Source organism: Acetobacteraceae bacterium (genome assembly GCA_004843345.1).
Classification (GTDB): Bacteria; Pseudomonadota; Alphaproteobacteria; order Acetobacterales; family Acetobacteraceae.
The window spans coordinates 407,968-430,145 of the sequence record CP039460.1 but is presented as its reverse complement, the minus strand read 5'-3'; the positions used below and the strand labels follow the sequence as shown (position 1 = coordinate 430,145).

The 22,178-nt window shown below is 43.5% G+C and carries 22 protein-coding genes and 1 pseudogene; 8 read left to right on the top strand and 15 right to left on the bottom strand.

The annotated features are described in order from the left end of the window. Positions 1-24: 24 nt before the first annotated feature. The 4 genes from FAI40_02125 to FAI40_02110 are packed head-to-tail and all read right to left on the bottom strand — an operon-like array spanning position 25 to position 3,049. Positions 25-774 carry a 1-acyl-sn-glycerol-3-phosphate acyltransferase gene (locus FAI40_02125; GenBank protein QCE34227.1) on the bottom strand — a complete coding sequence of 250 codons (750 nt, stop codon included), beginning with the start codon at positions 772-774 and terminating at the stop codon, positions 25-27. A gap of 10 nt (positions 775-784) precedes the next feature. Then, a complete protein-coding gene (locus tag FAI40_02120; GenBank protein ID QCE34226.1) occupies positions 785-1,714 on the bottom strand; it encodes a hypothetical protein in 930 nt (309 codons plus the stop codon). Between the two features lie 6 nt (positions 1,715-1,720). Further along, positions 1,721-2,413: a hypothetical protein gene (locus FAI40_02115; protein ID QCE34225.1), complete on the bottom strand. Its 693-nt coding sequence runs from the start codon at positions 2,411-2,413 to the stop codon at positions 1,721-1,723. Between the two features lie 36 nt (positions 2,414-2,449). Beyond that, entirely contained in the window at positions 2,450-3,049 is a 600-nt protein-coding gene (locus FAI40_02110) for a hypothetical protein (GenBank protein ID QCE34224.1), read from the bottom strand. A gap of 187 nt (positions 3,050-3,236) precedes the next feature. Between FAI40_02110 and FAI40_02105 the strand changes: the two genes are divergently transcribed. The 8 genes from FAI40_02105 (at position 3,237) to FAI40_02070 (ending at position 11,202) form a co-directional block, all read left to right on the top strand. Further along, complete coding sequence (locus FAI40_02105) at positions 3,237-3,674, top strand: SufE family protein (protein QCE34223.1); 438 nt, start codon at positions 3,237-3,239, stop codon at positions 3,672-3,674. Positions 3,675-3,850: 176 nt separating this feature from the next. After that, positions 3,851-4,054: a 50S ribosomal protein L35 gene (gene rpmI, locus FAI40_02100; protein ID QCE34222.1), complete on the top strand. Its 204-nt coding sequence runs from the start codon at positions 3,851-3,853 to the stop codon at positions 4,052-4,054. A gap of 20 nt (positions 4,055-4,074) precedes the next feature. Next, the gene (gene rplT / locus FAI40_02095; GenBank protein QCE34221.1) at positions 4,075-4,431 is read left to right on the top strand and encodes a 50S ribosomal protein L20; all 357 of its coding nucleotides are present in this window, start codon (positions 4,075-4,077) and stop codon (positions 4,429-4,431) included. Positions 4,432-4,600: 169 nt separating this feature from the next. Further along, a complete protein-coding gene (gene pheS, locus FAI40_02090; GenBank protein ID QCE34220.1) occupies positions 4,601-5,677 on the top strand; it encodes a phenylalanine--tRNA ligase subunit alpha in 1,077 nt (358 codons plus the stop codon). A gap of 15 nt (positions 5,678-5,692) precedes the next feature. Continuing rightward, a complete protein-coding gene (locus FAI40_02085) occupies positions 5,693-8,209 on the top strand; it encodes a phenylalanine--tRNA ligase subunit beta (protein ID QCE34219.1) in 2,517 nt (838 codons plus the stop codon). A 46-nt stretch (positions 8,210-8,255) separates the two neighbouring features. Beyond that, positions 8,256-9,515, top strand: a complete 1,260-nt coding sequence (gene lpxB, locus FAI40_02080) for a lipid-A-disaccharide synthase (GenBank protein ID QCE35719.1) — start codon at positions 8,256-8,258, stop codon at positions 9,513-9,515. 81 nt (positions 9,516-9,596) lie between these two features. After that, positions 9,597-9,920, top strand: a complete 324-nt coding sequence (locus FAI40_02075) for a helix-turn-helix transcriptional regulator (protein QCE34218.1) — start codon at positions 9,597-9,599, stop codon at positions 9,918-9,920. Position 9,921: 1 nt separating this feature from the next. Beyond that, positions 9,922-11,202 carry an arsenic transporter gene (locus FAI40_02070; protein ID QCE34217.1) on the top strand — a complete coding sequence of 427 codons (1,281 nt, stop codon included), beginning with the start codon at positions 9,922-9,924 and terminating at the stop codon, positions 11,200-11,202. Positions 11,203-11,278: 76 nt separating this feature from the next. On the opposite strand, the gene trpS is transcribed toward FAI40_02070, so the two are convergent. The 11 genes and pseudogenes from trpS to FAI40_02015 all read right to left on the bottom strand — a co-directional run bounded on the left by trpS (position 11,279) and on the right by FAI40_02015 (position 22,178). Beyond that, positions 11,279-12,298: a tryptophan--tRNA ligase gene (gene trpS / locus FAI40_02065; protein ID QCE34216.1), complete on the bottom strand. Its 1,020-nt coding sequence runs from the start codon at positions 12,296-12,298 to the stop codon at positions 11,279-11,281. A gap of 6 nt (positions 12,299-12,304) precedes the next feature. Beyond that, on the bottom strand, positions 12,305-12,742 hold the full coding sequence (locus FAI40_02060; GenBank protein ID QCE35718.1) for an FKBP-type peptidyl-prolyl cis-trans isomerase: 438 nt from the start codon (positions 12,740-12,742) through the stop codon (positions 12,305-12,307). A 535-nt stretch (positions 12,743-13,277) separates the two neighbouring features. Next, positions 13,278-13,643, bottom strand: a pseudogene (locus tag FAI40_02055) (FKBP-type peptidyl-prolyl cis-trans isomerase). A 237-nt stretch (positions 13,644-13,880) separates the two neighbouring features. Continuing rightward, positions 13,881-15,101 carry a 23S rRNA (adenine(2503)-C(2))-methyltransferase RlmN gene (rlmN, locus tag FAI40_02050; GenBank protein ID QCE34215.1) on the bottom strand — a complete coding sequence of 407 codons (1,221 nt, stop codon included), beginning with the start codon at positions 15,099-15,101 and terminating at the stop codon, positions 13,881-13,883. Between the two features lie 79 nt (positions 15,102-15,180). Next, positions 15,181-15,933 (bottom strand): TlyA family RNA methyltransferase, encoded by a 753-nt coding sequence (locus tag FAI40_02045; protein QCE34214.1) that lies wholly within the window; start codon positions 15,931-15,933, stop codon positions 15,181-15,183. Next, positions 15,933-17,909: a 1-deoxy-D-xylulose-5-phosphate synthase gene (locus FAI40_02040; protein QCE34213.1), complete on the bottom strand. Its 1,977-nt coding sequence runs from the start codon at positions 17,907-17,909 to the stop codon at positions 15,933-15,935. Before FAI40_02040 ends, FAI40_02045 begins: the two co-directional genes overlap by 1 nt. Before the next feature lie 18 nt (positions 17,910-17,927). Further along, the gene (locus FAI40_02035; GenBank protein ID QCE34212.1) at positions 17,928-18,836 is read right to left on the bottom strand and encodes a polyprenyl synthetase family protein; all 909 of its coding nucleotides are present in this window, start codon (positions 18,834-18,836) and stop codon (positions 17,928-17,930) included. A gap of 10 nt (positions 18,837-18,846) precedes the next feature. Continuing rightward, entirely contained in the window at positions 18,847-19,116 is a 270-nt protein-coding gene (locus tag FAI40_02030) for an exodeoxyribonuclease VII small subunit (protein QCE34211.1), read from the bottom strand. 123 nt (positions 19,117-19,239) lie between these two features. Beyond that, the gene (locus FAI40_02025) at positions 19,240-19,485 is read right to left on the bottom strand and encodes a sulfurtransferase TusA family protein (protein ID QCE34210.1); all 246 of its coding nucleotides are present in this window, start codon (positions 19,483-19,485) and stop codon (positions 19,240-19,242) included. 3 nt (positions 19,486-19,488) lie between these two features. Then, positions 19,489-20,826, bottom strand: a complete 1,338-nt coding sequence (locus tag FAI40_02020) for an NCS2 family permease (GenBank protein ID QCE34209.1) — start codon at positions 20,824-20,826, stop codon at positions 19,489-19,491. Positions 20,827-20,828: 2 nt separating this feature from the next. Then, on the bottom strand, positions 20,829-22,178 hold the full coding sequence (locus tag FAI40_02015) for a hypothetical protein (protein ID QCE34208.1): 1,350 nt from the start codon (positions 22,176-22,178) through the stop codon (positions 20,829-20,831).

Here is a 22,178-nt window from a genome sequence, read left to right as displayed (position 1 = left end):
CAGAGAAAGGGGAAGGGATCTCCCTTATTGCATGTGTTGTGTGTAGCACTGGGAAATGAGGGATTTCTTTTCAAGATATTCCCATTTTTCTTCTAGGATTTGGGGAAGCTGACGACTTAACATCTCTTCTTTATCTAAAGGCAAGCCAATTGCAATTTTTAAGGTGCCTTTATGTTTTGAGAGACCTGATTTCGGCCAAAACAGGCCAGAATTAATGGCAACAGGAATAAGTGGAATATTTTCTTCTGCGGCAATACGAGAGAGTGCAAGAATACCTTTTTGTGGTGTCACTTTCTCTCCTGGAGCAGTGCGTGTTCCTTGTGGAAAAATAATAACTTCACGCTGATTTTTCCAAGCTTCCTGAACTGTTTTTTGCATGAGACGAAGTGATTTTGCACCTGCGGAGCGATCAATAGGCAGCATGCCGCTTAAAACAAGCATAGGGCCTACAAGCGGAATCGAAACAAGTTCCTTTTTAATCACATAGGCTGGATTTTTAAGAAGAATCATCCAAATAAAGCCATCAAAAAAAGATTGGTGCTGCGGCGCAATAAGCGCTGCTGTGGTTGGAATATTTTCCATACCTGAAATCTCAAAACGTACACCGCAACAGAGCCTAAATCCCCATAAGGTTGCAGCGGACCAAGCCTGTGCATAACGGAGGCCAAGGATGTGAAGCCTTAGAATTCTTAGAAAAATACCTCCAATTCCCATGATAATTGTTAAAGGAACAAAATAAATTTGAAACAGGATACCACGGAGGAAGGAAATCATGAGGGGCAATTCAATTAAAAGGATTATTGTCAGACAGGAAAATGCGTACTTTCCGGCGGTTATTCAGCTTTTTGTCCAGTCTGAAAAGGAAAAAAAGCAATATGACCACATATAGGCTTAATGTGGTGAGGAGCAAGATAATATCAGGCGTAAAAGAGAGTTGTTTGACGGCTCGGATTTCTTCTAAAACCATATGGCAAAAGAGGGGAATAAGCGGTCTTTCAAAGAAATTAGCTGAAAAATAGGCCGAAAAAAGATCTGAGAAAAAAACACCGGAAAAAGTACCCAATAAAACAGAGAAATTGAGAATATTGATGGTTCTTGCGCCGATTTTGAAAGCTGAAAGAGAACTTTCTCCAAATAGGAGGAGACGGGAGAGTGGAAGCTCAAACCGAGCCCTTACAAGAATGAAAAGAGAGAAAAAGCAAAGTGCTAAAGAAGTGAGGGTGAGTAAATATGATAATTTAGAGGCGTTTGATTCCAGGTTGCTGGCCTTTAATCCAATCGCATTTTGCTCTGCTTCTGGAAGCGTGGCGAGAGACATTTCTGCACAATTTTGGCGGAGAAAAGTTTTGATAGGCTCGAAAAGCTTTAGGGTTTTAGAATCCTCTTTTCGAGGAGCAAGGGTAAAAAAGAGATCTATGCGGTTTCCGAGTTCCTGAGGAGCGGCAAAATCGGATTCTTTGAGAGGGGTGAGGCTCCAGCTGGGAAATTGTTTATGAAAATTATTTTGTAAATTGCTGGCTTTGAGTGTTGCGCAAGCAGAAAGATCGGTAAGGGCAATCGGATTTTCCTGATGCCATTTATGAGCGATATCTTCTGCAATTAGAGGGGCTTTTAGTCCAAGAGAGGCGAGAAAAATGCTGATAGCGACACCCAGAAAAATCCAAAAAGCATGCGGACGTTCAGGAAGTAAATTTGGAAAAAGAACGGAGGACATTTTTCGCTACTCTGGCAAATTGATGACATGCAGTTGAGGTAAGCGCTCCTGCCAAAAATTGTAGATAATACGATCCATTTTTGTGGCAATAATCAGGATTAGCGTACCATTTTTTGAGATGTTTTCTAATGTAGCTTGAATTTTTGAAGAGAAAGACTGGTCGCAAGGAAGAGTCTGTGCATGTACCAACAAAACACGAGGGTAGGTAATTAAAGCCCGAAGCCAATTCAGTTCAGAAATTTGAAGGTTTGAAAGCTCACAAACAGGAAGATCCATCCATTTGTTTGCGCCTGCCCAAGTCACAGCGTCACGGCAACGTTTTTCAATCGCACGTTTTGAAAGCGATTGAAGGCGCAACGGAAAGGAAAGGTTGGCAATGGCAGGCCAATCTCGAACAAAAAAAGGGCTTGGGCAGACAGCTTGCATTTGATTTTTTAGGAAAAGAAGGCTCTTTAACGGCAGGTTTGGGGTAATATGCTGACCTAAAAAAGAGAAAGCGCCATTAAACGTGCCTTTTTGGAAGGAAAGAACATCAATCCATTGCGTTCGAATATCTTCTGAAGCGACTTCAAGCCAAACAATATCTCCAAGATAAAAATCAAGGTGCAAGGCCGTGCTAGGTTTCCTGCCAAGCGAAAAAGCGTGCAGTGAAAGAGCCTCTGGCGCAGATTGCTGAAGGTTCGCTCCAAACGGTTTCACAATTTGACCTTATATATGTAGACAATCAAGATTCATTTAAGTGTATTTTTTGTTGAGATAAGCCTGCCAAACAACAGAGAGGGAAGAAAGAACGATGAGGAAGAAGGCCATCATAACGATGCCGAAGCCACTCCAGTAAATTCCAAGAATTCTGACATGGGTAGGAAGCTGTGAAATCACCTGAACGGCAAGTTCTTTCGTTTGGGGATCTGCTTGGTTTAAAGAATCTGTTGCAAGACGGGCCAATATAGGCACAAGCGCCCATGCGCCTCCGAGGACAAGGAGCAAAGGTGCGACAATATCTGCAATTTGTGTTAAAAGACTGGCGATAAATTGGGCAAAGAGCCAAGCAAAAGGAAGTTTATTTTTTTTCTTTGTGATGGTGTGGACGGGATTGAGAGAGCCACGGGCAAAGGGAGATTGTTCTTCAGGGGAGGGGGGCAGCGCAGGGCGGACAGGCTGTGCGCCTTCATTATCTGCACGAAGGGGTTCTGCGTTGAAATTCATTCGAGAAGGAGGTGGGGCAGGAAATTCTGAGCCTTTTGCCGAAAGCTCTTCCCGAGCTGGCGCAGGGGGATCGATGTCCAAGTGGGGTTCAACATGTATATGGGAAGAAGGGTCGTAGCGATCTGGCATCAGAATGGTCCTGATTTATTTAAAGAATTTTGTCATAGGCCGTTAAAAAGCAAAAGTGAGGTTACAAAAGAGAGAAGGTTTCTCTTATAGTAAGGTCTGCTTTGTACCTCCTTTTTAACTGAACTGTGCTTTATACGCTAGAACAAGCTCGCTTTAGTTCGCAAAAAAGATAAAGAGATAAGAATAAATGGATACCAAAAATAAAGAAGATTCCTGCCAAGAGGCCATTGCCGCTATTCAAGAAGACCTCGAATTATTTGATGATTGGACAGAGCGCTATCAGTATCTCATTGAGGAGGGGCGTGCGATGCCTCCCATGCCAGAGGAGCTTATGACGGAGGAACATAAAGTGCCAGGGTGCCAAAGCCAAGTTTGGATTGATACAACAGAGAAAGAGGGAAAGCTCATTTTTCAGGGAGCTTCGGATGCGGCGATTGTCCAAGGATTGGTTGCTTTGGTTTTAAGGGTTTATTCGCACCGTACTCCTAAAGAAATTTTAGAAACGTCCCCTGTTTTTTTAAAAGATCTTGGCCTAATCGGGGCTCTTTCAGCGAATCGAGGTAATGGGGTGAGTTCCATGGCTGCTTATATTCAGACACGGGCAAAACAGGCGCTCGAAGGATAAATTCCTTGCGCTTTTTTAAGGTTACCCATATAATGCGCCATCGTATGCGTCCGGTGCTGTTACAATAAGGCATTGCCCGGCCATATTTTCTTAATAGAGTTATTTAACTGGCTTTTCTGATTTTATCTGTTGGAATCTGTCTAACAGAAGAAATTTAGGGAAGTAATGGAGAAAAAATGCCAAAATTAAAGACGAAGTCTTCAGTCAAAAAGAGGTTCCGCCTTACAGCGACTGGAAAAGTAAAAGCTGGCGCTGCTAATAAACGCCATGGTTTGATCAAACGTACCCAGAAAATGAAGCGTACAAATCGCCGCACTTCTGTGATGACGGATATGGATGCACGCACTGTTAAACAGTGGGCACCTTACGGCTTAAAATAATTTTCTGGGAGTAGCCCTTCATGGCACGTGTAAAAAGAGGCGTTGCAGCGCACGCCCGTCATAAAAAAGTTTTAAAATTAGCGAAAGGTTACCGTGGTCGTTCCTCGAAAACCTATCGTGCAGCACTCCAGCGGGTTGAGAAAGCATTACAATATGCTTACCGTGACAGACGTAATCGTAAGCGTGAATTTCGTGCGCTTTGGATTCAGCGTATCAATGCGGCCGTTCGTGAGCATGGTTTGACTTATAGCAAATTCATCAACGGTTTGAATCTTTCTGGTCTTGAAATTGACCGTAAAGTTTTGGCAAATATTGCTTTCGAAGATCCAACAGCTTTTGCTGCGATCGTAGAAAAGGTGAAAGCAGCTCTTGCCTAAGATTTAGAGTTTATCTCTGACATTTTTATTTAAATGTTTAGATGAAATCTTTGAGAAAAAGGGAAGGCCTTATTTGGCGTTCCCTTTTTTTCTTTTTAAAATCAGAGTTCATCCTTATTTTAGTTTAAGCGAATTACATTAAATTATATTAAAGCCAGCGGAGTTAAGCATGGGCGAAAATCAGGACATTATTGAGAGTTTGCGTGAAACGAGCCTTTCCAAATTGGCAGAAATTTCCAGCCTTAAAGCGTGGGATGCGTTTCGTGTTGAAATTCTTGGAAAAAGTGGAGCGCTTACGATGCAGCTGCGCTCCCTTTCAAAAGTGCCTCCTGATCAAAGAAAAGCCCGAGGACAAAGCTTAAATCAATTGCGGGGTGAATTGGAAAAGGCTTTTGCAGAATCAAAAGCGCTTTTAGAAGAAAAAGCCTTAGTGGCACAGCTTGAGAGCGAAGCGGAAGACATCACGATTGAGGGGCGCTTGCACTCAGCTGGCACGTTGCATCCTGTGATGTCTGTGATTGATGAAATTGAGACAATTTTTTCAGGGTTGGGATTTGAAAGAGCTGAAGGGCCAAACATTGAAACGGTTTGGCATAATTTTTCGGCATTGAATACGCCAGAGGAGCATCCTGCTCGTGCAGAAGGGGATACATTTTATCTTCCAGCGAAAGAGGGGGAGGAGCGAGCTGTTCTAAGAACGCAAACTTCAGGCGTTCAAATTAGAACGCTTATGGATCGTAAGCCGCCTTTTCGGATTATTGCGCCAGGCCGTACCTACCGAAACGATCACGATGCGACTCATTCCCCAATGTTTCACCAATGCGAGGGGCTGGTTGTTGGAAAAAATCTTGGCTTGGGACATCTGAAATATACAATTGAAACTTTTTTAAAGCATTTCTTTGAGGATTCCACACTTCCGTTGCGTTTTAGAACCTCTTATTTCCCGTTTACTGTGCCTTCATTGGAAATTGATATTGGGATGCGGGATAAAAAAGGTCACTTTGAAAAATGGTTAGAGGTACTGGGTGCAGGTATGGTGCATCCGCAGGTTTTGGCAAATTGTGGTGTCGATCCAGAAGAATATACAGGATTTGCTTTTGGCATGGGCGTTGAGCGTTTGGCCATGCTGAAATATGGCATTGATGATTTAAGAGCTTTTTATGCAAGTGATTTGCGCTGGCTGCGTCATCATGGCTTTTCTGCTTTTAGAGCCCCAATATTCCATCATTTTGAAAATAAACAGTAAGAAGAAGAGGTCTTTTTGATGCAAGTTCCATTTTCTTGGTTGAAAGAATTTCTAAAGACAGAAGCCTCTTTGGAAGAAGTTATCGCAACGCTTAACCGTATTGGTTTAGAGGTTGAAGGCGTTGAAAATCCAGCAGATGCGCTTAAAAATTTTTATGTGGCGCAAATTAAAGAGGCTGTTCAGCATCCTGATGCGGATCGTCTGCGTGTCTGTAAAGTCAATGTCGGTGTGGGCAATGAGGAAGTGCAAATTGTCTGTGGTGCGCCGAATGCACGGGCTGGTATTAAGGTGATTTGTGCTTTGCCAGGAGCAATTGTGCCAGCAAATGGCATGGAAATTAAAAAGGGAAAAATCAGAGGTGTTGAGAGCTGTGGTATGATGTGTTCCTACCGTGAGCTGGCGCAAGGGAATGAAGACCACGGAATTGCTGAACTGCCTGAAGAAGCAGAAGTCGGTCAGTTATATGCTGATTGGGCACAGCTTAATGATGCGATGATTGAAATCGGCATTACACCAGATCGGGGAGATGCGCTTGGTATTCGGGGCGTCGCACGGGATTTAGGCGCAGCAGGGATTGGTCAATATCATTCGCTTTCTCAGGAATTATCGGCTTTACCTGCGTTGCCTGAAATTTCAGCGAAAGGAACAATTTCTCTTGCCGGTTCGCATGAGTCTCAGCCTTATTTTACAGGCAGAATAATTGAGGGAGTTGAAAATAAAACCTCTCCAAAATTGATAACTCATAGGCTTGGACAAATGGGGGTTAAGGCACAATCTGCCTTAGTCGATATTACAAATTATCTTCTTTATAGCCTAAATCGTCCTTTACATGTTTTTGATGTAGATAAAATTGCTGGGAAGAGCCTGGAAATTGGAAGCGCAAAAGCAGGGGAAACTTTTAAGGCTTTAAATGGTGAAACCTATAAGCTTGCTGAGGGAGATATGGTCGTGCGAGATGCCAATGGCACGGTTCAGTCTTTGCTTGGTATTATGGGCGGTGCAGACAGTGCTGTAAGTCTGGAAACAAAAAATGTTTTTGTTGAGTCTGCCTATTTTAATCCAGCACAAATTGCCAAAACAGCACGTCGTTTGGGGCTAGCTTCTGATTCTTCTTACCGTTTTGAGAGAGGGATTGATCTTGGCGGTATTTCAGAAGGTTTGGAAATTGCCTCTCGCTTGATTTTATCCCTTTGCGGTGGTCGGTTGGGTAAAGTTGAAATACATGGAGAATTACCCGAATATAAGCGGAAGGTTGCGCTCAAGTTTGAAAAAATCTCTTCTTTTGGAAATTTAGAGATTTCAAAGGAAGATGTCGCGGAAAGTTTAGAAAAATTAGGCTTTAAAAAGCTTGGAGAAGAGGGCATTTTTGAAGTTCCTTCTTGGCGCAATGATATTTTGCCTCTTAATTATCAGGCATTCTCTGCCGCTTCTTTAAAGGAAGATTTTGCGAAGGCGCTGGAGGAAAAAGCCCGCCGTCTTTCTGCAGAAGCACAGCTTATCAATGAGATTGTTCGCCTTAGAGGCTATGCCGAAGTTCAGTCGCATCCGCTTCCAAAAGAAGCCTGCCATTCTAAAGATGAGCGCCAGAAGCATGAACGCAATCGACAAATACGCCGCTTTTGTGCTGCTCAAGGGCTACAAGAGACAACGGGCTTTTCTTTTATTTCTGAAGAAGAACAAAAATTATTTGGAAAGGGGAAGGAAAATGAAAAACTGCCTAACCCGATTTCGCAGGAATTTGGACAATTACGTTCTTCTCTTTTGCCAAACATGCTCAAGGCGCTTTCCCGCAATTTAGCCAAAGGGCTTGGCGTGCATGGAGAGGCTGGATTTTTTGAGCTTGGCCCTGCCTTCGGAGAAGAAGGCGAGAGAATGATGCTGTCAGCCTTGAGAGGCGGGCGTCAGGCACGCCTTGCGGGACAAGCTGTTGCCGATAAGAAAGGGAATGAATTCAGCTGGCGTGATGCACAGTCTGATTTTATCGGACTTTTGATAGAGGCAGGAGTTAATCCAGAATCTCTAAACATCACTTCAGAAACGCCTTCTTATTATCATCCAGGCCGTTCTGGCGCTGTTTATCTTGGACGTAAGATTCTGCTTGGCTATTTCGGAGAAATTCATCCGAAAGTGCGTGCATTTTATGAGGTTACAGATCGGGTTGTCGGGTTTGAAGCAAATTTAGAAAAAATTGCTTTGCCTAAAAATAAGAGGTCCGCTTTTACCTCTCTTTCCTTACAGCCTGTTCGGCGTGATTTTGCCTTCTTAGTCCCTGTTTCTGTTTCAGGTCAGGAAATTATTCAATCGGTTAAAAAAGCGGTTCGTGGCGGAAAGAATTTTGCACAAACCGCCGATGTCCGTATTTTTGACCTTTTTAAAGACGAAGAAAAGCTTGGCGCTGGAAAGACTTCGATTGGTGTTGAGGTGACTTTTTATCCAGAAGGAGAAGCTTTAACAGAAGAGATCTTGTCTAATTTGCAGGAAAAAGTTAGGCAGGAAGTTGCTAAAATTGGTGTAGAACTAAGATCAGAATGATTTTAATTTCAGAGGGTTCGTTATGATAGGCGAAACAGAAGCGGAAATGGCAGCTGTCAACGAGTTGCCGGATCCTCTGGTAAAGCTGGTAGAAGAGCTGGATGCGGATTTCTCAAACCAAGATAAAGATGGGGCGGTAATCTGGATTTTGGCTGGCGAACCCAGTGCTGATATGATTGGCGCACGTCTCATTCAGGCCTTGAGTGAGCGCGATCCTTCTTTAATTTTTGCAGGCGTTGGCGGAACACAAATGGAAGCATTGGGACTGCGCAGTCTTTTCCCAATGCGTGAGCTTTCAGTGATGGGGGTTTGGGATATTGTTTTCCATTACTTTCATTTGCGTCAGCGTTTATTTGAGTGTGTGCAGGATATTATTCTTTCCCATCCTGCCGTTGTCATTACGATTGATCACCCTGTTTTTTCTGGGAAATTACTGCACCGTGTTAGTCATTTAGAGACACGGCGGATTCAATATGTTGCGCCACAAGTCTGGGCTTGGAGACCTAAAAGGGTTGTTACTTATAAGGGGCGTTGGGATAAGCTTTTATGTCTTTTGCCTTCTGAAGTGCCTTGGTTTCAAAATGCGGGTGTAAATACGGCTTTCGTAGGACATCCCGTTTTGCAATCTGGTTATTATCATGGGAAAGGCAGGCGTTTTCGACATCAGCATAATATTCCAGAGAATGCAAAAATTCTGTTAATTATGCCAGGAAGCCGAAAGACAGAAATTAAAACACTATTGCCGATTTATCGGAAAACAGTTGAGCTTTTAGCAAAAGACTTTCCTGATTTGCGTCCTGTTATTTTGCTCGGGCAAAATGTAAAGAATATGATTATCCGTAGAACAAAGAAATGGAAGCAGCCTCCCATTCTTGTTGCCGGTAAATTTGCAAAATATGATGCTTTTGCCGCTTGTGATTGTGCTTTAACAAAATCAGGCACTTCGACATTGGAACTTGCTGTTCATAACATTCCGATGGTTGTAGCGCATAAGGTTGGGCCAATTTTTGCTTTTTTAGCAAGATTTTTTATTACAGTCCCCTATATTTGCATGTTAAATATTTTAGCAAATAGAGAAATTGTTCCTGAATTTATTCAGGAAAATTGTAAGCCAAAGAAATTGGCAGAGGCACTAAAAGAATTATTGCTTCATCCAGAAGATAGGGCAAAGCAACTCGCAGAATTTCCAGAAATTCTGGCGGAATTAAGACCCAAAGATTTTAATAAATCACCCTCCCAAGCCGCCGCTGATGAAGTGATTAAGCTTCTTCACCGACCATTGGATGAAATCGAAGAAGAACGGTGATTGTAAGAAGTTTCTTTCTTTAGAAACAAAGGCAGATGTTATCGTTTTGCATTCCTTTAATATATCCATTATTCTGGATATATGGATAAGAATAAGATTATAGAGGCATTAAATGCCTTAGCGCAGGAAAGTCGTTTAGATGCTTTTCGATTATTGTCGCACTATGAGCCAGAGGGGATCTCGGCTGGAGAGATTGCTCGTACATTGGAAATTCCACAAAATACCATGTCTGTTCATCTAAAAATTCTGCAACAGGCAGGATTAATTCATTCAAATCGACAGGGGCGTTTAATTATTTATCGAGCCGATATGGAATATTTTTTTAGGATTATAAATTTCATGCGTAAAGAATGCTGTGGGGGCGAACCAGAAAAATGTACGCCCTCTTTGAACAAGAGAAAATAAGATGGTTTTAGCATTCGTTATTTTTCTTGTGACCTTATTTTTGGTGATTTATCAGCCGAAATCTCTTCCAATTGGTTGGAGTGCTTTAGGTGGGGCTTTAGCCGCTTTTTTATGCGGTTTGATTTCCGTTTCTGATATCGCAACAGTGTGGCAAATTATTTGGAATGCAACGGGTGCTTTTGTTGCCATTATTCTTATCAGTATGATTTTGGATGAAGCGGGGAGTTTTGAATGGGCTGCTTTGCATGTTGCTCGATTAGGACGAGGAAGAGGGAAACAGCTTTTCGTTTTTTCTATTCTTTTGGGCGCTATTGTGGCTGCCGTTTTTGCCAATGATGGGGCGGCTTTGATTTTAACGCCTATCATTGTGGCAATGCTCTTAGCGCTAGGCTATCAGGGAAAAGCTATTATCGCCTTTGTGATGGCCAGTGGCTTTATCGCAGATATGGGCAGTTTGCCCTTAATGGTTTCTAATTTAGTGAATATTGTTTCAGCAGATTTTTTTCATCTATCTTTTGCGATATATTTAAAAAATATGCTGCCAGTAGCGATTGTAAGTGTCTTTTCTACTTTATTAGCGCTTTTTCTATATTATCAGGCGGACTTGCCAGAGAGATATGATTTCCAGAAACTGCCAGAACCAATTTCAGTGGTTAAAGATAAAAATGTTTTTGGGGCAGGGTGGCTGGTTTTGGCAGCGCTGCTTTGCGGATTTTTTATTTTAGAACCTATGGGTGTGCCTGTAAGTTTTACTGCGTTTACCGCTGCTCTTCTACTGGCGCTATTTGCTGGCAGAAGCAAACAAATTGCAATGAAAAAGATTTTTATTTCAGCACCATGGCAAGTCGTTTTATTTTCTTTAGGAATGTATTTGGTTGTTTATGGTCTAAAGAATGCTGGATTGACACAGTATTTAACCAAACTCCTTATCGAATTTTCAACATTTGGAGCTTGGGGCGCTGCTTTAGGAAGTGGCCTTATGGCAGCGTTGCTTTCGTCTATAATGAATAATATGCCAACCGTTTTGATTGAGGCAATTTCTATTTCGGATGCAAAGCTTCCTGAGAATTTAAAAGAATTGATGGTTTACAGCAATATTGTCGGCTGTGATCTTGGACCAAAACTGACGCCTATTGGTTCTTTAGCCACTTTACTTTGGCTGCATGTTTTAAAGCAAAAGGGAATTAAAATCAGCTGGGGATATTATTGTAAGGTTGGCGCAATCATCACGTTTCCCGTTTTGAGCGCTACCCTTGCAGCAATGGTTCTATTCTTAGGATAAATGTTTTAAGTAACGCGTTTCGGCCAGATTGTTCATGATTTAAGCAACTGGCCGAACATTTAGTAAAATAATAAAATTAAAAACCTAGCCCAGCTAAAGCTTCAGCTTCTGTGACAATAGGATCCGCAATTTTTTTGGCTTCATCAGAGCCTTGTTTGAGAACTTTTCGCAGTTCTTCTTTGTCGGAGAGAAATTCCTGTGTTTTCTTTGAAATGGGCGCAAGTTTTTCAACCATTAAGTCTGCAAGGGCAGATTTAAACGCTCCAAATCCTTTGCCAGAGAATTGATTAAGTGTGTTCTCCAGCGAATTTTTACCTTCTAAGACATTGTAGAGGGAAAGAAGATTTTTTGCCTCTGGACGGTCTGCTAATGCTTCCAAATTATCTGGAAGAGGAAGAGGATCAGTCTTCGCTTTTTTAATCTTTGTTGCAATCGCATCGGCAGAATCTGTGAGTAAAATGCGGCTTTGATCAGAAGGATCTGATTTTGACATCTTTTTTGTGCCGTCCCGTAAGCTCATCACTCTTGCCGCTTGTGGCGGAATGAGTGCTTCAATCGTTGGGAAAAATTCTTTACCTGTTTTTTCTTTATAGGGCTGTCCAAGGTCAAAATTGAATTTTTGGGCAATATCATTGGCCAATTCGATATGTTGGCGCTGATCATCTCCGACAGGGATACGGTTAGCTTTGAAAGCTAAAATATCGGCAGCCATGAGAGAAGGGTAGATATAAAGACCAGCTGAATGTTTTTCCCGATTTTTTCCAGCCTTATCTTTAAATTGTGTCATGCGGTTTAACCATCCAAGGCGCACGACACAGTTAAAGATCCATCCAAGCCTTGCATGGGCATGCAGGCTTGACTGGACGTAGAGTTTTCCTGGTTCAATCCCACATGCCAGAAGGCAAGCCGCACTTTGAAGAATATTTTCCCTCAAAATATCGGCCGTCCACGGCATGGTAATGGCATGAAGGTCAACCAAACAAAAATGGCAGTCATGATCTTGTTGGAGCTTTTCCCACTGGGCAATAGCGCCAAGATAGTTGCCTAAATGAGGAATTCCTGTTGGTTGGATACCAGAAAAAACACGTGTCTTCATAAAAGATTAGACCCCACCGAGCGTAATTTCAAAAACGAGTGGGCTATTGGCAGGAATGATGGAAACAGAACGGCTGCCGTAGGCAAGCTCTGCTGGAATGTAAACTTCCCATGTATCGCCAACATGCATCAGAGGCACAATTTCCTGCCATCCTGGGATGACATTTGCGAGAGACATGGTCATATAGCCATTTGCAGAATGTTTGCTGGAGGCATCAAAAACAGTGCCGTCAGGCAGCTGTCCTTTATAGGAAATGCTGACTTCACCCCCTGGCTGTGCCTGTGGTGCATTTTCTGGACCAGATTGAAGAATTTTATAAGCCAAGCCATCTTCCAATTTGGTGACATTTGGTTGTTGAACCATCGCCTTCATAAAATCATCGGAGGAAATGCCAGAGCTTTGCACTGGAAAGGCAGACGCCATCGTTCCAATAGAAGCAAGCATCAGGGTCGAAGCCGCTAAGGCAGCTTTGAAGGTATGCGTCAATTTCATAAGAGTCTCCTTAATTTCATAAGAGATTAGGTTAAAGCTAGCTTATAATATCATCAAGCGTGATATCAAAGATGAGGGCACTATTAGCAGGAATACCTTCCGTTCCTTTTTCACCATAGCCAAGTTCTGAAGGAATATAAATTTCCCAACGGTCGCCAACATGCATGAGCGGCACAGCCTCCTGCCAACCACGAATAACATTAGAAAGCGGCATCGTCATGAGACCGTTTGGAGAATGTTTGTCGGAGGCATCGAAAACAATCCCATTGGGAAGTGTTCCCTTATAGGAGATACGTACGGTTCCACCGAAGGGAGGCTGAGGTGGATTGCCTGGCGCAGCATGAATGACTTTATAGGCAAGGCCGCTTTGGCGTTTAATGACGTCAGGCTCTTTATATTTTTCTTCCATGAATTCTTCGGAGCTCATATTTTTGGCGCTTGGACCCTCATTTTCACCCTCTTCCTCATTTTCGCCAGAATCGTTTTCATCAACACCCATCAAATGAATTTTGAAAACAAGCGGACTATGACTTGGAATAATGCCCATTGTACGTTCTTTGTACGCAAGATTTTCTGGGATATAGAGTGTCCATGTATCACCAACATGCATCAGAGGCAGGGCTTCCATCCAGCCATCAATTTGTCCGTTGAGAGGCATTTCCTGATAGGCAGCGCCTGTATGCTGTTCTGAACTGTCAAAAATAGCGCCATCTGGCAATCGTCCCTCGTAGGTAAGCATCATATTTTTACCTTTACGGGGGTGAGGTCCATCTTTTGGCCCAGATTCTTCAATATGGTAGGCAAGGCCACTTGGAAGACGGACAATATCAGGTTTTTTATAGACTTCTGCCATAAATTCTTCTGACGTGATCTCTTCTTCTTCTGGCACAGGATTGAAAACGTTTTGAAGTTGCGCACACCCTGAAAGGGTAGAAAAAGCGCCGATTGCCAGAAGCGTTTTTTTAGAAAAAAAGAAGGGAGCCTTCACATTATTCTCCAGAACAAGCCTAATTATCCCACTTAAGGAAAGCGTTATTGCGTTAATAGCGCTCTCTTTATAGCGATTTTTAGGAGAAAAATTAAGGAAGAATTAGTTTTTGGCTGAAATCTCTTCTTCTCTTTTTATAGAAATCCTTTGATTTTCTTTGCCTTCATGCAAGGTTTTTAATTGTCCGCAGGCGGCCAGAATATCTCTTCCTCTCGGTGTTCTCACGGGGGCTGCGATATTTGCACGGGATAAAATATCGGCAAATATTTTAATATCTTTGGGGTGTGATGGCTTGTAATCTGAACCAGGCCACGGATTAAAAGGAATGAGATTTACTTTTGCAGGAAGATTTTTCAGCAACCGCACTAATTCTCTTGCATCTGTTGGCGTGTCATTGATTCCCCGTAGCATAATATACTCAAAGGTTAAGCGGCGAGAGTTCGATGCGCCAGGATACTCCTCACATGCCTTAAGAAGCTCTTTGATAGGATATTTGCGGTTAATCGGAACGATACGGTCACGCAGCTCATCGGTTACGGCATGGAGTGAAATCGCAAGATTGATTCCTAGCTCTTTTCCACAACGGCGGATCATCGGAACAATACCAGAGGTTGAGAGGGTAATACGCCGGCGAGAAAGAGCAATGCCTTCGCCGTCCATGATAATGGTAAGCGCCTTTGCAACATTTTGGTAATTATAAAGGGGTTCTCCCATGCCCATCATCACAATGTTGGAAAGTTTGCGGGGGGTGCCGTCTTTCGGCGTAGGCCACTCATGATAATGATCACGCATTGCCATGAATTGCCCGACAATTTCAGCGGAACTTAGATTTCGTAAGAGTTTTTGTGTGCCCGTATGGCAGAAACTGCAGGCGAGGGTACAGCCGATTTGAGAAGAAACGCAGACAGCGCCACGATCTTCCGTTTGATCTGGAATATAAACCGCTTCAGCAGTACGCTTGTCGTCAAAGCCGAAAAGGATTTTTTCAGTGCCATCTTTTGAAAGCTGGGCAAGTTTTTGATCAGGACGGCCAATGAAAAAATTCTGTGTCAGTTTCTCTTGAAGGGGGCGGGAAATATTGGCCATTTCAGAGAAGTCACGTACGCCTTGATGGTAGATCCAGTGCCAAATCTGTTTTACCCGAAAGGCTTTTTCATTCAGGGAGACTATTTTTTCAAGAAGCTCTTCACGGGAAAGACCAACAAGATTTTCACGTCCTTGCGCATCTTTTTCCTGATGTGGAGAAAGGAGTGCGGTTTTGATTAAAAGACGCTCTTCTTCAGGATGAAGCGGAGTGGATTGAGTTTGAGCAGAATGAGACATGAATTTTTACGGTTTATAAAATTGAAGAGACAAAACAGAGGCTTTCATTTAAGAGCCTCTAAGGAAATTTTTGATGAGGTTAGAGAGCTGTCCGTTTGGCAACGATAAGAAATTCTTTATTGCCTTCTGGCCCAAGAATAGGAGAGGCTGTTAAGCCAAGAATTTCCCATTTTTCTTCAGCAAGCAGCCATTCCGTTACTTCTTGGCAGACACGCTGATGCACATTTTCGTCTCGGACAACGCCTTTTTTACCGACTTCTTCACGTTTAGCCTCAAATTGGGGTTTGATAAGCGCAACGAGAAGCGTCCCTTCATGCGCTAAGTTGAGAGATGCGGGAAGAACTGTTTTTAGACTGATAAAACTGGCGTCGCAGACGATAATATCAGGGCTCTGAGGAATAATCTCTTTCGTTAGATGGCGTGCATTTGTTTGTTCATGGACGATAACACGATCATCCTCTCGTAATTTCCATGCGAGCTGCGCTGTGCCAACATCGACAGCATAAACAGATTTTGCACCCTTAGTGAGCAGCACATCGGTAAATCCTCCCGTAGAGGAGCCGACATCTAAGCAAATCCATCCTGTTGGATTGATCTTAAAGGCTTCGAGGGCGTGCGCAAGCTTCATACCTCCCCTTGAAACCCAAGGGTGATCTTTCCCTTTCACAAACAAAGAGACATCCTCTGCAAACATTTGGCCTGCTTTGGTAACAGGATGCTCTTTATTTTCACCTGCATAAACAAGACCCGCCATGATAAAGGCTTGGGCTCTTGTTCTGCTTTCTGCTAATCCCCGTTCAGCTAAAAGCTGATCGGCTCTTTTTTTTGCCATTATGCGTTATTTTCACTCTTGGCATTAAAGGCTTTTTGCGCAACATCTGCAATATTTTTTGCAGTGATTCCTGCCTCTTCATATTGTTTTTCAGGCGTATTGTGATCAATGAACTTATCTGGGAAGTTCACAGGCCTAAAGGCGAGACGATCCAGAAGTCCTTCTTCACAAAGATGGGGCAGGACTTGCGCGCTAAATCCGCCTGCGGCGCCTTCTTCAATCGTGATAAAAACTTTATGCTTTTCAGCTAAAGATTTGACGAGTTCTTGATCAACGGGTTTGGCAAATCTCGCATCTGCAACGGTAACAGGAATGTTTAATGCACGTAATGTTTCGGCTGCTTTTTCAGCCTCGTGAAGTTTAGAGCCAAGGCTAAGGATGGCAACCCCGTCTTTTTCGGTCTCACCAGAGGTGATACGCCCTTTGCCAATGGGAAGGATTTCGGCTTTTTCAGGGATGGAAACGCCTTGGGCTGCGCCACGAGGGTAGCGTACGGCTGTTGGCTGTGTATCAACGCTCCAAGCGGTTTTGACCATGTGGAAAAGTTCGGCCTCATCAGAAGGCGCCATCACAATCATATTCGGGAGACAGCAAAGATAATTGAGATCAAAAGAACCTGCATGTGTTGCGCCATCAGCGCCAACAAGCCCAGCACGATCGACCATGAGGCGGACAGGCAAAGATTGTAAAGCAACATCATGCATGACCTGATCAAAGGCTCTTTGCAGGAAGGTTGAGTAGATACAGCAGAACGGCTTTAAACCTTCTGTTGCCATGCCTGCTGAAAACGTAACAGCATGCTGCTCTGCGATACCAACATCGAAACAGCGGTCAGGAAATTTTTTAGAAAATTCTGTAAGTCCAGTGCCTGCTGGCATAGCAGCTGTGACGGCGACGACTTTAGAATCCTCTTCAGCGAGCGCTAAAAGCTCTTTTGTAAAAAGTTCGGTATAGTTTGGAACTGTTTTTGTTGGTTTTTGAATGACACCTGTTTCAATATCAAATTTCCCAACGGCATGATATTTGTCACCGGCTTCTTCTGCTGGGGCATAGCCACGGCCTTTTTCTGTGACAACGTGAAGCAGAATAGGGCCACGTTTTTTACTGTCTCTAAGATTTTTAAGAATAGGAACGAGTTGACTCATATCATGCCCGTTAACAGGGCCGACATAGTAAAAACCAAGTTCTTCAAATAATGTGCCGCCAGCAAGAAGGCCTCTGGCGTATTCTTCTGCTTTTTTAGCCGTCCGTTCAATCGGGCCAGGGAGGCGTTTTGCAATACGGCTGCCAAGATCCCTAAGGGTAAAATAAGGGGTAGAAGAAATGAGTTGTGTTAGATAATTCGACATTGCACCAACAGGAGGGGCAATAGACATTTCATTGTCGTTTAAAATGACGATAAGCTGATTGGCGTCATCTTCGCAAGCGCCTGCATTATTAAGAGCTTCATAGGCCATTCCGGCGGAGATAGATCCATCTCCTATCACAGCGACAGTATTGCGTTTGCCATAGTCCTCTTCTGCATTCTCACTTGTTTTTGCAAGCAGCTTATGGGCAACAGTCATGCCAAGCGCAGCAGAAATAGAGGTTGAGGAGTGCGCAGCGCCGAAAGGATCATATTCACTTTCAACCCGTCTTGTGAAGCCAGAGAGGCCACCGGGCTGACGAAGGGTGCGGATACGATCTCTTCTGCCCGTTAGAATTTTATGGGGATAGGTTTGGTGGCCGACATCCCAGACAATACGATCTTTCGGGGTATTAAAGACAGCGTGCAAAGCAACAGTCAGTTCCACAACGCCAAGAGAAGCGCCTAAATGGCCACCAGTAGAGGAGACGGCGTCAATGGTTTCAGAGCGCAATTCATCTGCAATGATTTGCAATTCTGCTGGAGAGAGGGTGCGGAGAAAGCTCGGATCCGTTACTTTGTCCAATGAGGGGAAGCGTCCCCAAGTGGGGATTGAAGAAGATTTAGACATGACTCTTAGAGTATCCGATTAGTTCTGGCGTTCAATAACATAATAAGCGAGATCAGAAAGAAGCACAGCTTCTTTTGAATCTCCGAAATTCTTAAGGGCCTTAACAGCCTCTTGAACCACATTATTGGCTTCCTCTCTGGCCCCCTCGAGACCAAGACAGGAAACATAGGTTGATTTTCCAGCGGCAGCATCTTTGCCTGCTGTTTTGCCCAAGACTTCGCCTGTTGCGGTGGCATCTAAAATGTCATCTGCAATTTGGAAGGCTGTTCCGAGATAGGTTCCAAACTGGAAAAGGGCTCGGCGCTGGGAGTCTTCTTTTGACAATCCAGCCAAAATAGCACCAGATTCAGCAGAGAAACGAAGGAGGGCTCCCGTTTTCATAGCATGGATTTGACGGATTTGATTAATATTTAAAGATTTTTTTTCACCTTCTATATCAAGAACCTGTCCACCGACCATGCCATTAACGCCAGAAGCATGGCTTAGACCGAGTGCAAGTTCTGTTCGAATTTGAGCAGAAGGAGAGGTTTGAGGGTGAAGGAGAATTTCAAACGCAGTAGTTTGCAAAGCATCGCCTGCTAAGAGGGCAAGAGCATCGCCATATTGGACATGGGTGGAGGGTTTTCCACGGCGCAGATCATCATCATCCATGCAAGGGAGATCATCATGAATGAGGGAATAAGCATGAATACATTCGATTGCGGCGCCAATTCTGAGGGCTTGTTCAGAGGAGGCTCCCAGCAGACGGCTGCCAGTAATGGCCAAAAAGGCACGAAGGCGCTTGCCCCCGCCAAGAACGGCATAGCGCATTGCTTCGGTTAATTGTCCGCTGTTTGTGAGTTCGGGGACAAGCTGATTAAGGGCTTCCTCAACGGTCTCAGCTTCCTTTTTCATTACGTTCTTCAGGGTCGGTGCCGCAGATGTCATAAAATATCCCTTATACTTCCAAAGCGGCACTTGAATCCGCTTGTTTGTTTTTATCCTTTTTCAGGTCTTTGGCCGTTATGACCGTCAGGCGGCTTTCTGCGGCATCAAGCTGTTTTTCGCAATGTTTGCGCAGAGCAGACCCTCTTTCATAAGCATCAACTGCGTCTTGAAGTTTCATTTGTCCATTTTCTAATTTGCCGACAATGGTTTCTAGTTCTTTAAGTGCCTCTTCAAAAGAGAGGTTTTTGACATCGGCTGCTAAAGGAGCGTTCTCTTTCATAGAAGGCTTACTCTTTTCAAAGACAAATGAGAGATTGAGGGATATTCCCGAAGAGAGATCAAACAGTACTCTTCCTGAAAGAATAGCTTGAATTAGGTAATTTTTCTACCCCAAAGCTTTTACTCAGGAAGCCCTCTTGAGCAGAAAATGGCATTCTGTATCATTTTTGTATGAAAGCGTTGCGCAATACCCCATTTTTTCAGCCCATTCAGCCATCTCATCTGAGGTCGTCCCTTTAGCGACCAGGGCTTTGAGTGTTTCTCCTTTTGGCAGCTTCCGCATCGCACGGTGAAGGCGCACAAAGGGAAGAGGGCAATTTAAATGACGTAAATCCAGAGAATCAGATTCAGAAAGAGACACTTTTAAAATCCTTTAGAGAAAATTATGTAAAACCAAATAGATGATAAAGGTGATATCAAGGCCAATTAAAGTCGCTGTTACTTGATGAAACCGTCTGAAGGTAAGTTGAATAGCCGTATAAAGGATCATGCCACAGGTCAGTGTCATCATAAAATCCCCTGTAACGGCCGCCAATAAAATCATGAGAAGGGGGACACTGGCATCCGCTGAATCCTTTGGAAGATTTTGAGCTGAACTCATCATGGCAATGCCAACCATCACCAGAAGAGGGGCCGTTGCAAGAGAAGGAATAGCGGTTAAGAGTGGCCAAAAAAGCGCTGAAATAAGGAAGAGGAAGGCTGTTGTTGCAGCTGTTAATCCTGTGCGTCCACCGGCTTCGACACCCGTTGCGCTTTCAACATAGGCAGAAACGGTACATGTTCCGAGAAGAACACCTGTGACACTCGCTGCGCCATCGCAGATATAGGCTTTGGAATCTAATGTTGGGTATTTCTCTGTTCCGCAAAGACCGGCACGTGTTGCAATACTGATAAGCGTGCCGGAAGCATCAAAAAAATCATTGAGCAATAAATAGAGCGTGACAGGAATCATCAGGCCAATGGCATCAAAATAGCCTTTGAAATCAAAGGGTGCGATAAATTCTGTGGGATAGTGCGGGATTGCCCAAATTTTTCCAGAAAAATGTGTGAAAGGTTTTCCGTCTGTGCCCGGAATAAAAAGGCCTGCAACTGTAATGGCGGCAATGAGAATAAGAAGACCTGAAGCACGTTTTTTTAAAAGGCACAAGATCGCGATCCCCATGGCAAAAAGCTCTAGAATGACAGTGGGCTGAGAGAGCTTTCCAAAGGACATGCCGTGATCTGTGGTTGTGACAATGCCTGCAATGATCAGACCCAAACGTGCGATAAAAGCGCCGATGGCTAATTGAATGCCGAGAATGATAGGGGCAGGAAAATTTTCTACAATTTTACGGCGCAGAGAGGTTAAAGAAGCAAATGTAAAAATGAGGCCGCTGACTAAAACAACCGTAAAAGCGACAAAGGGAGAAACGTGACTTCCCTGAACAATCACATTTGCAAAGACAACGTTACTGCTCATAGCAGGAGCAAGCACAATCGGCAGACGTGCCCAGAGAGCCATAAGTAGGGTACCAACGACTGTGCCAGCGATGGTTGTGATAATCATGGCATCTTTTGGCAGACCTGTACTGGCCATAAGTGTTGGGTTAACGGCCATGATATAGGCCATAGCAGAAAAGATCATGATTCCTGCCATGATTTCCCGTGAGATGGTCGAACCACGTTCGTTAATTTCAAAATAATGATCAAGCGTTTGGGTTAGCCAATTCATATTTAAAGACAAAGCTCTTGAGTGGAAGGGGCAGAAAGCATGAGAGGATCTAACAAAGCTGTTAAGAGAGAAAACACTGGGCAATTTGTTTTTGCGTGAAAAAATTCAGGGCGTGTCATGAGTGCCCAAAGCGCCGTTACAGGAGGGGCAGGAAATCCATCTAAAAGGTTTTTTTTATCGCCTTCAGCCTTTCCTTTGGAAAGGAGGCGTTCAAGCATGGCCAGCTCATAAGGGAGCAAGTTTTTTGAAAAGTCTAAGAGGGTAAAATGTTTTTCTTCGTCTAAAGTTAAAGTTTGTTCTGTGGGAAGAATTTTAATTTTAGCCGTTAAGTCTGTTGCGATTTCCTCAATTTGAACACTCAACGCTATTGTCCGGGAATGGCATTTTTTGAGTGGCAAAAAGGGGAAGGGGGCAGGGTCAAGCAGGCAAAGCCAGCCTTCTTTTGATTGGGATTCTGTCATTTCCTTGGCTAAAATCAGGCGTGAATAATTTTCTTCGCCATGAGCGGAAATAGCGCAAAGTTCTTTGTTTTTATGATTGACGGCTAGAACTTTTTTATTTTCCAAGGCTAAAAAATGCCATGAAAGTGCTAAGCGTGGAAAACGCAACCAATCAGGAAGTGATTTTCTTGTTATTAAAAAATGGCGGAGGACATCCTGCCAAAAATAGGCGGTAATTTCATTGCACCTTGCTGGAATTGCAAAAGATGGAATTTTTTGAGAGCCTTGATTAAAAAAATGACGTGCTTCGAAAGTTAAAGAGCTGGCAGCCGCATCGTGGAGAATGCCCGCTTTTTGAAGGCTGTCTGCGCATGGTTGATTAGATAAAACAAAGAGAGAACGTCCTTCTGTATCGGCAACAAACTCTCCATCCGTCATTTTTGTGTAAAAATGTCTCGGGTGAAGTCCTTCTTTTAAGATTTTTTGCGGAGAATGTCCTAAAAGACCGCAATGCCGATAGGGAATTTTTATGAAAGGATAAGGTTTCGCCTCGTTAATTTCTTCTTTTTTGTCTAAAAGATTTGGAACAAAAAATTCGTCTAAAGCAAGGCGAAGCGTAAAGGAAAAATTCTGTTCTTCTGCCGTTCTGAGAAAGGTTTCTTCGGCAGGCAGACTTGTTTCAAAAACGCCCAAAAGAGTAATTTTTTCTCTTTTCGATAGAAGTTCGAGAAGGGACTGCCAAGTCAGAAATTCTTTACATTCTTCTTCTTGTGAAAAAGCGATAAAGACTGACAGACCAAGGGCAAGATGGTGGGCAAGCCAGTATTCTAGCGCTGCAAGCTGATTATATTTCCCAAGAACGAGCAACACAGCCATCGACGGAAATTTATTTTCGGGGGACTGTGCTGCCAT

What these genes read in the sequence shown, in the direction of transcription:
- FAI40_02125 (QCE34227.1), bottom strand. Translation starts at nt 774, where the DNA reads ATGATTTCCTTCCTCCGTGGTATCCTGTTTCAAATTTATTTTGTTCCT.
- FAI40_02120 (QCE34226.1), bottom strand. Translation starts at nt 1,714, where the DNA reads ATGTCCTCCGTTCTTTTTCCAAATTTACTTCCTGAACGTCCGCATGCT.
- FAI40_02110 (QCE34224.1), bottom strand. Translation starts at nt 3,049, where the DNA reads ATGCCAGATCGCTACGACCCTTCTTCCCATATACATGTTGAACCCCAC.
- FAI40_02105 (QCE34223.1), top strand. Translation starts at nt 3,237, where the DNA reads ATGGATACCAAAAATAAAGAAGATTCCTGCCAAGAGGCCATTGCCGCT.
- rpmI (QCE34222.1), top strand. Translation starts at nt 3,851, where the DNA reads ATGCCAAAATTAAAGACGAAGTCTTCAGTCAAAAAGAGGTTCCGCCTT.
- rplT (QCE34221.1), top strand. Translation starts at nt 4,075, where the DNA reads ATGGCACGTGTAAAAAGAGGCGTTGCAGCGCACGCCCGTCATAAAAAA.
- pheS (QCE34220.1), top strand. Translation starts at nt 4,601, where the DNA reads ATGGGCGAAAATCAGGACATTATTGAGAGTTTGCGTGAAACGAGCCTT.
- lpxB (QCE35719.1), top strand. Translation starts at nt 8,256, where the DNA reads ATGGCAGCTGTCAACGAGTTGCCGGATCCTCTGGTAAAGCTGGTAGAA.
- FAI40_02075 (QCE34218.1), top strand. Translation starts at nt 9,597, where the DNA reads ATGGATAAGAATAAGATTATAGAGGCATTAAATGCCTTAGCGCAGGAA.
- FAI40_02070 (QCE34217.1), top strand. Translation starts at nt 9,922, where the DNA reads ATGGTTTTAGCATTCGTTATTTTTCTTGTGACCTTATTTTTGGTGATT.
- trpS (QCE34216.1), bottom strand. Translation starts at nt 12,298, where the DNA reads ATGAAGACACGTGTTTTTTCTGGTATCCAACCAACAGGAATTCCTCAT.
- FAI40_02060 (QCE35718.1), bottom strand. Translation starts at nt 12,742, where the DNA reads ATGCTTGCTTCTATTGGAACGATGGCGTCTGCCTTTCCAGTGCAAAGC.
- rlmN (QCE34215.1), bottom strand. Translation starts at nt 15,101, where the DNA reads ATGTCTCATTCTGCTCAAACTCAATCCACTCCGCTTCATCCTGAAGAA.
- FAI40_02045 (QCE34214.1), bottom strand. Translation starts at nt 15,933, where the DNA reads ATGGCAAAAAAAAGAGCCGATCAGCTTTTAGCTGAACGGGGATTAGCA.
- FAI40_02040 (QCE34213.1), bottom strand. Translation starts at nt 17,909, where the DNA reads ATGTCTAAATCTTCTTCAATCCCCACTTGGGGACGCTTCCCCTCATTG.
- FAI40_02035 (QCE34212.1), bottom strand. Translation starts at nt 18,836, where the DNA reads ATGACATCTGCGGCACCGACCCTGAAGAACGTAATGAAAAAGGAAGCT.
- FAI40_02030 (QCE34211.1), bottom strand. Translation starts at nt 19,116, where the DNA reads ATGAAAGAGAACGCTCCTTTAGCAGCCGATGTCAAAAACCTCTCTTTT.
- FAI40_02020 (QCE34209.1), bottom strand. Translation starts at nt 20,826, where the DNA reads ATGAATTGGCTAACCCAAACGCTTGATCATTATTTTGAAATTAACGAA.
- FAI40_02015 (QCE34208.1), bottom strand. Translation starts at nt 22,178, where the DNA reads ATGGCAGCACAGTCCCCCGAAAATAAATTTCCGTCGATGGCTGTGTTG.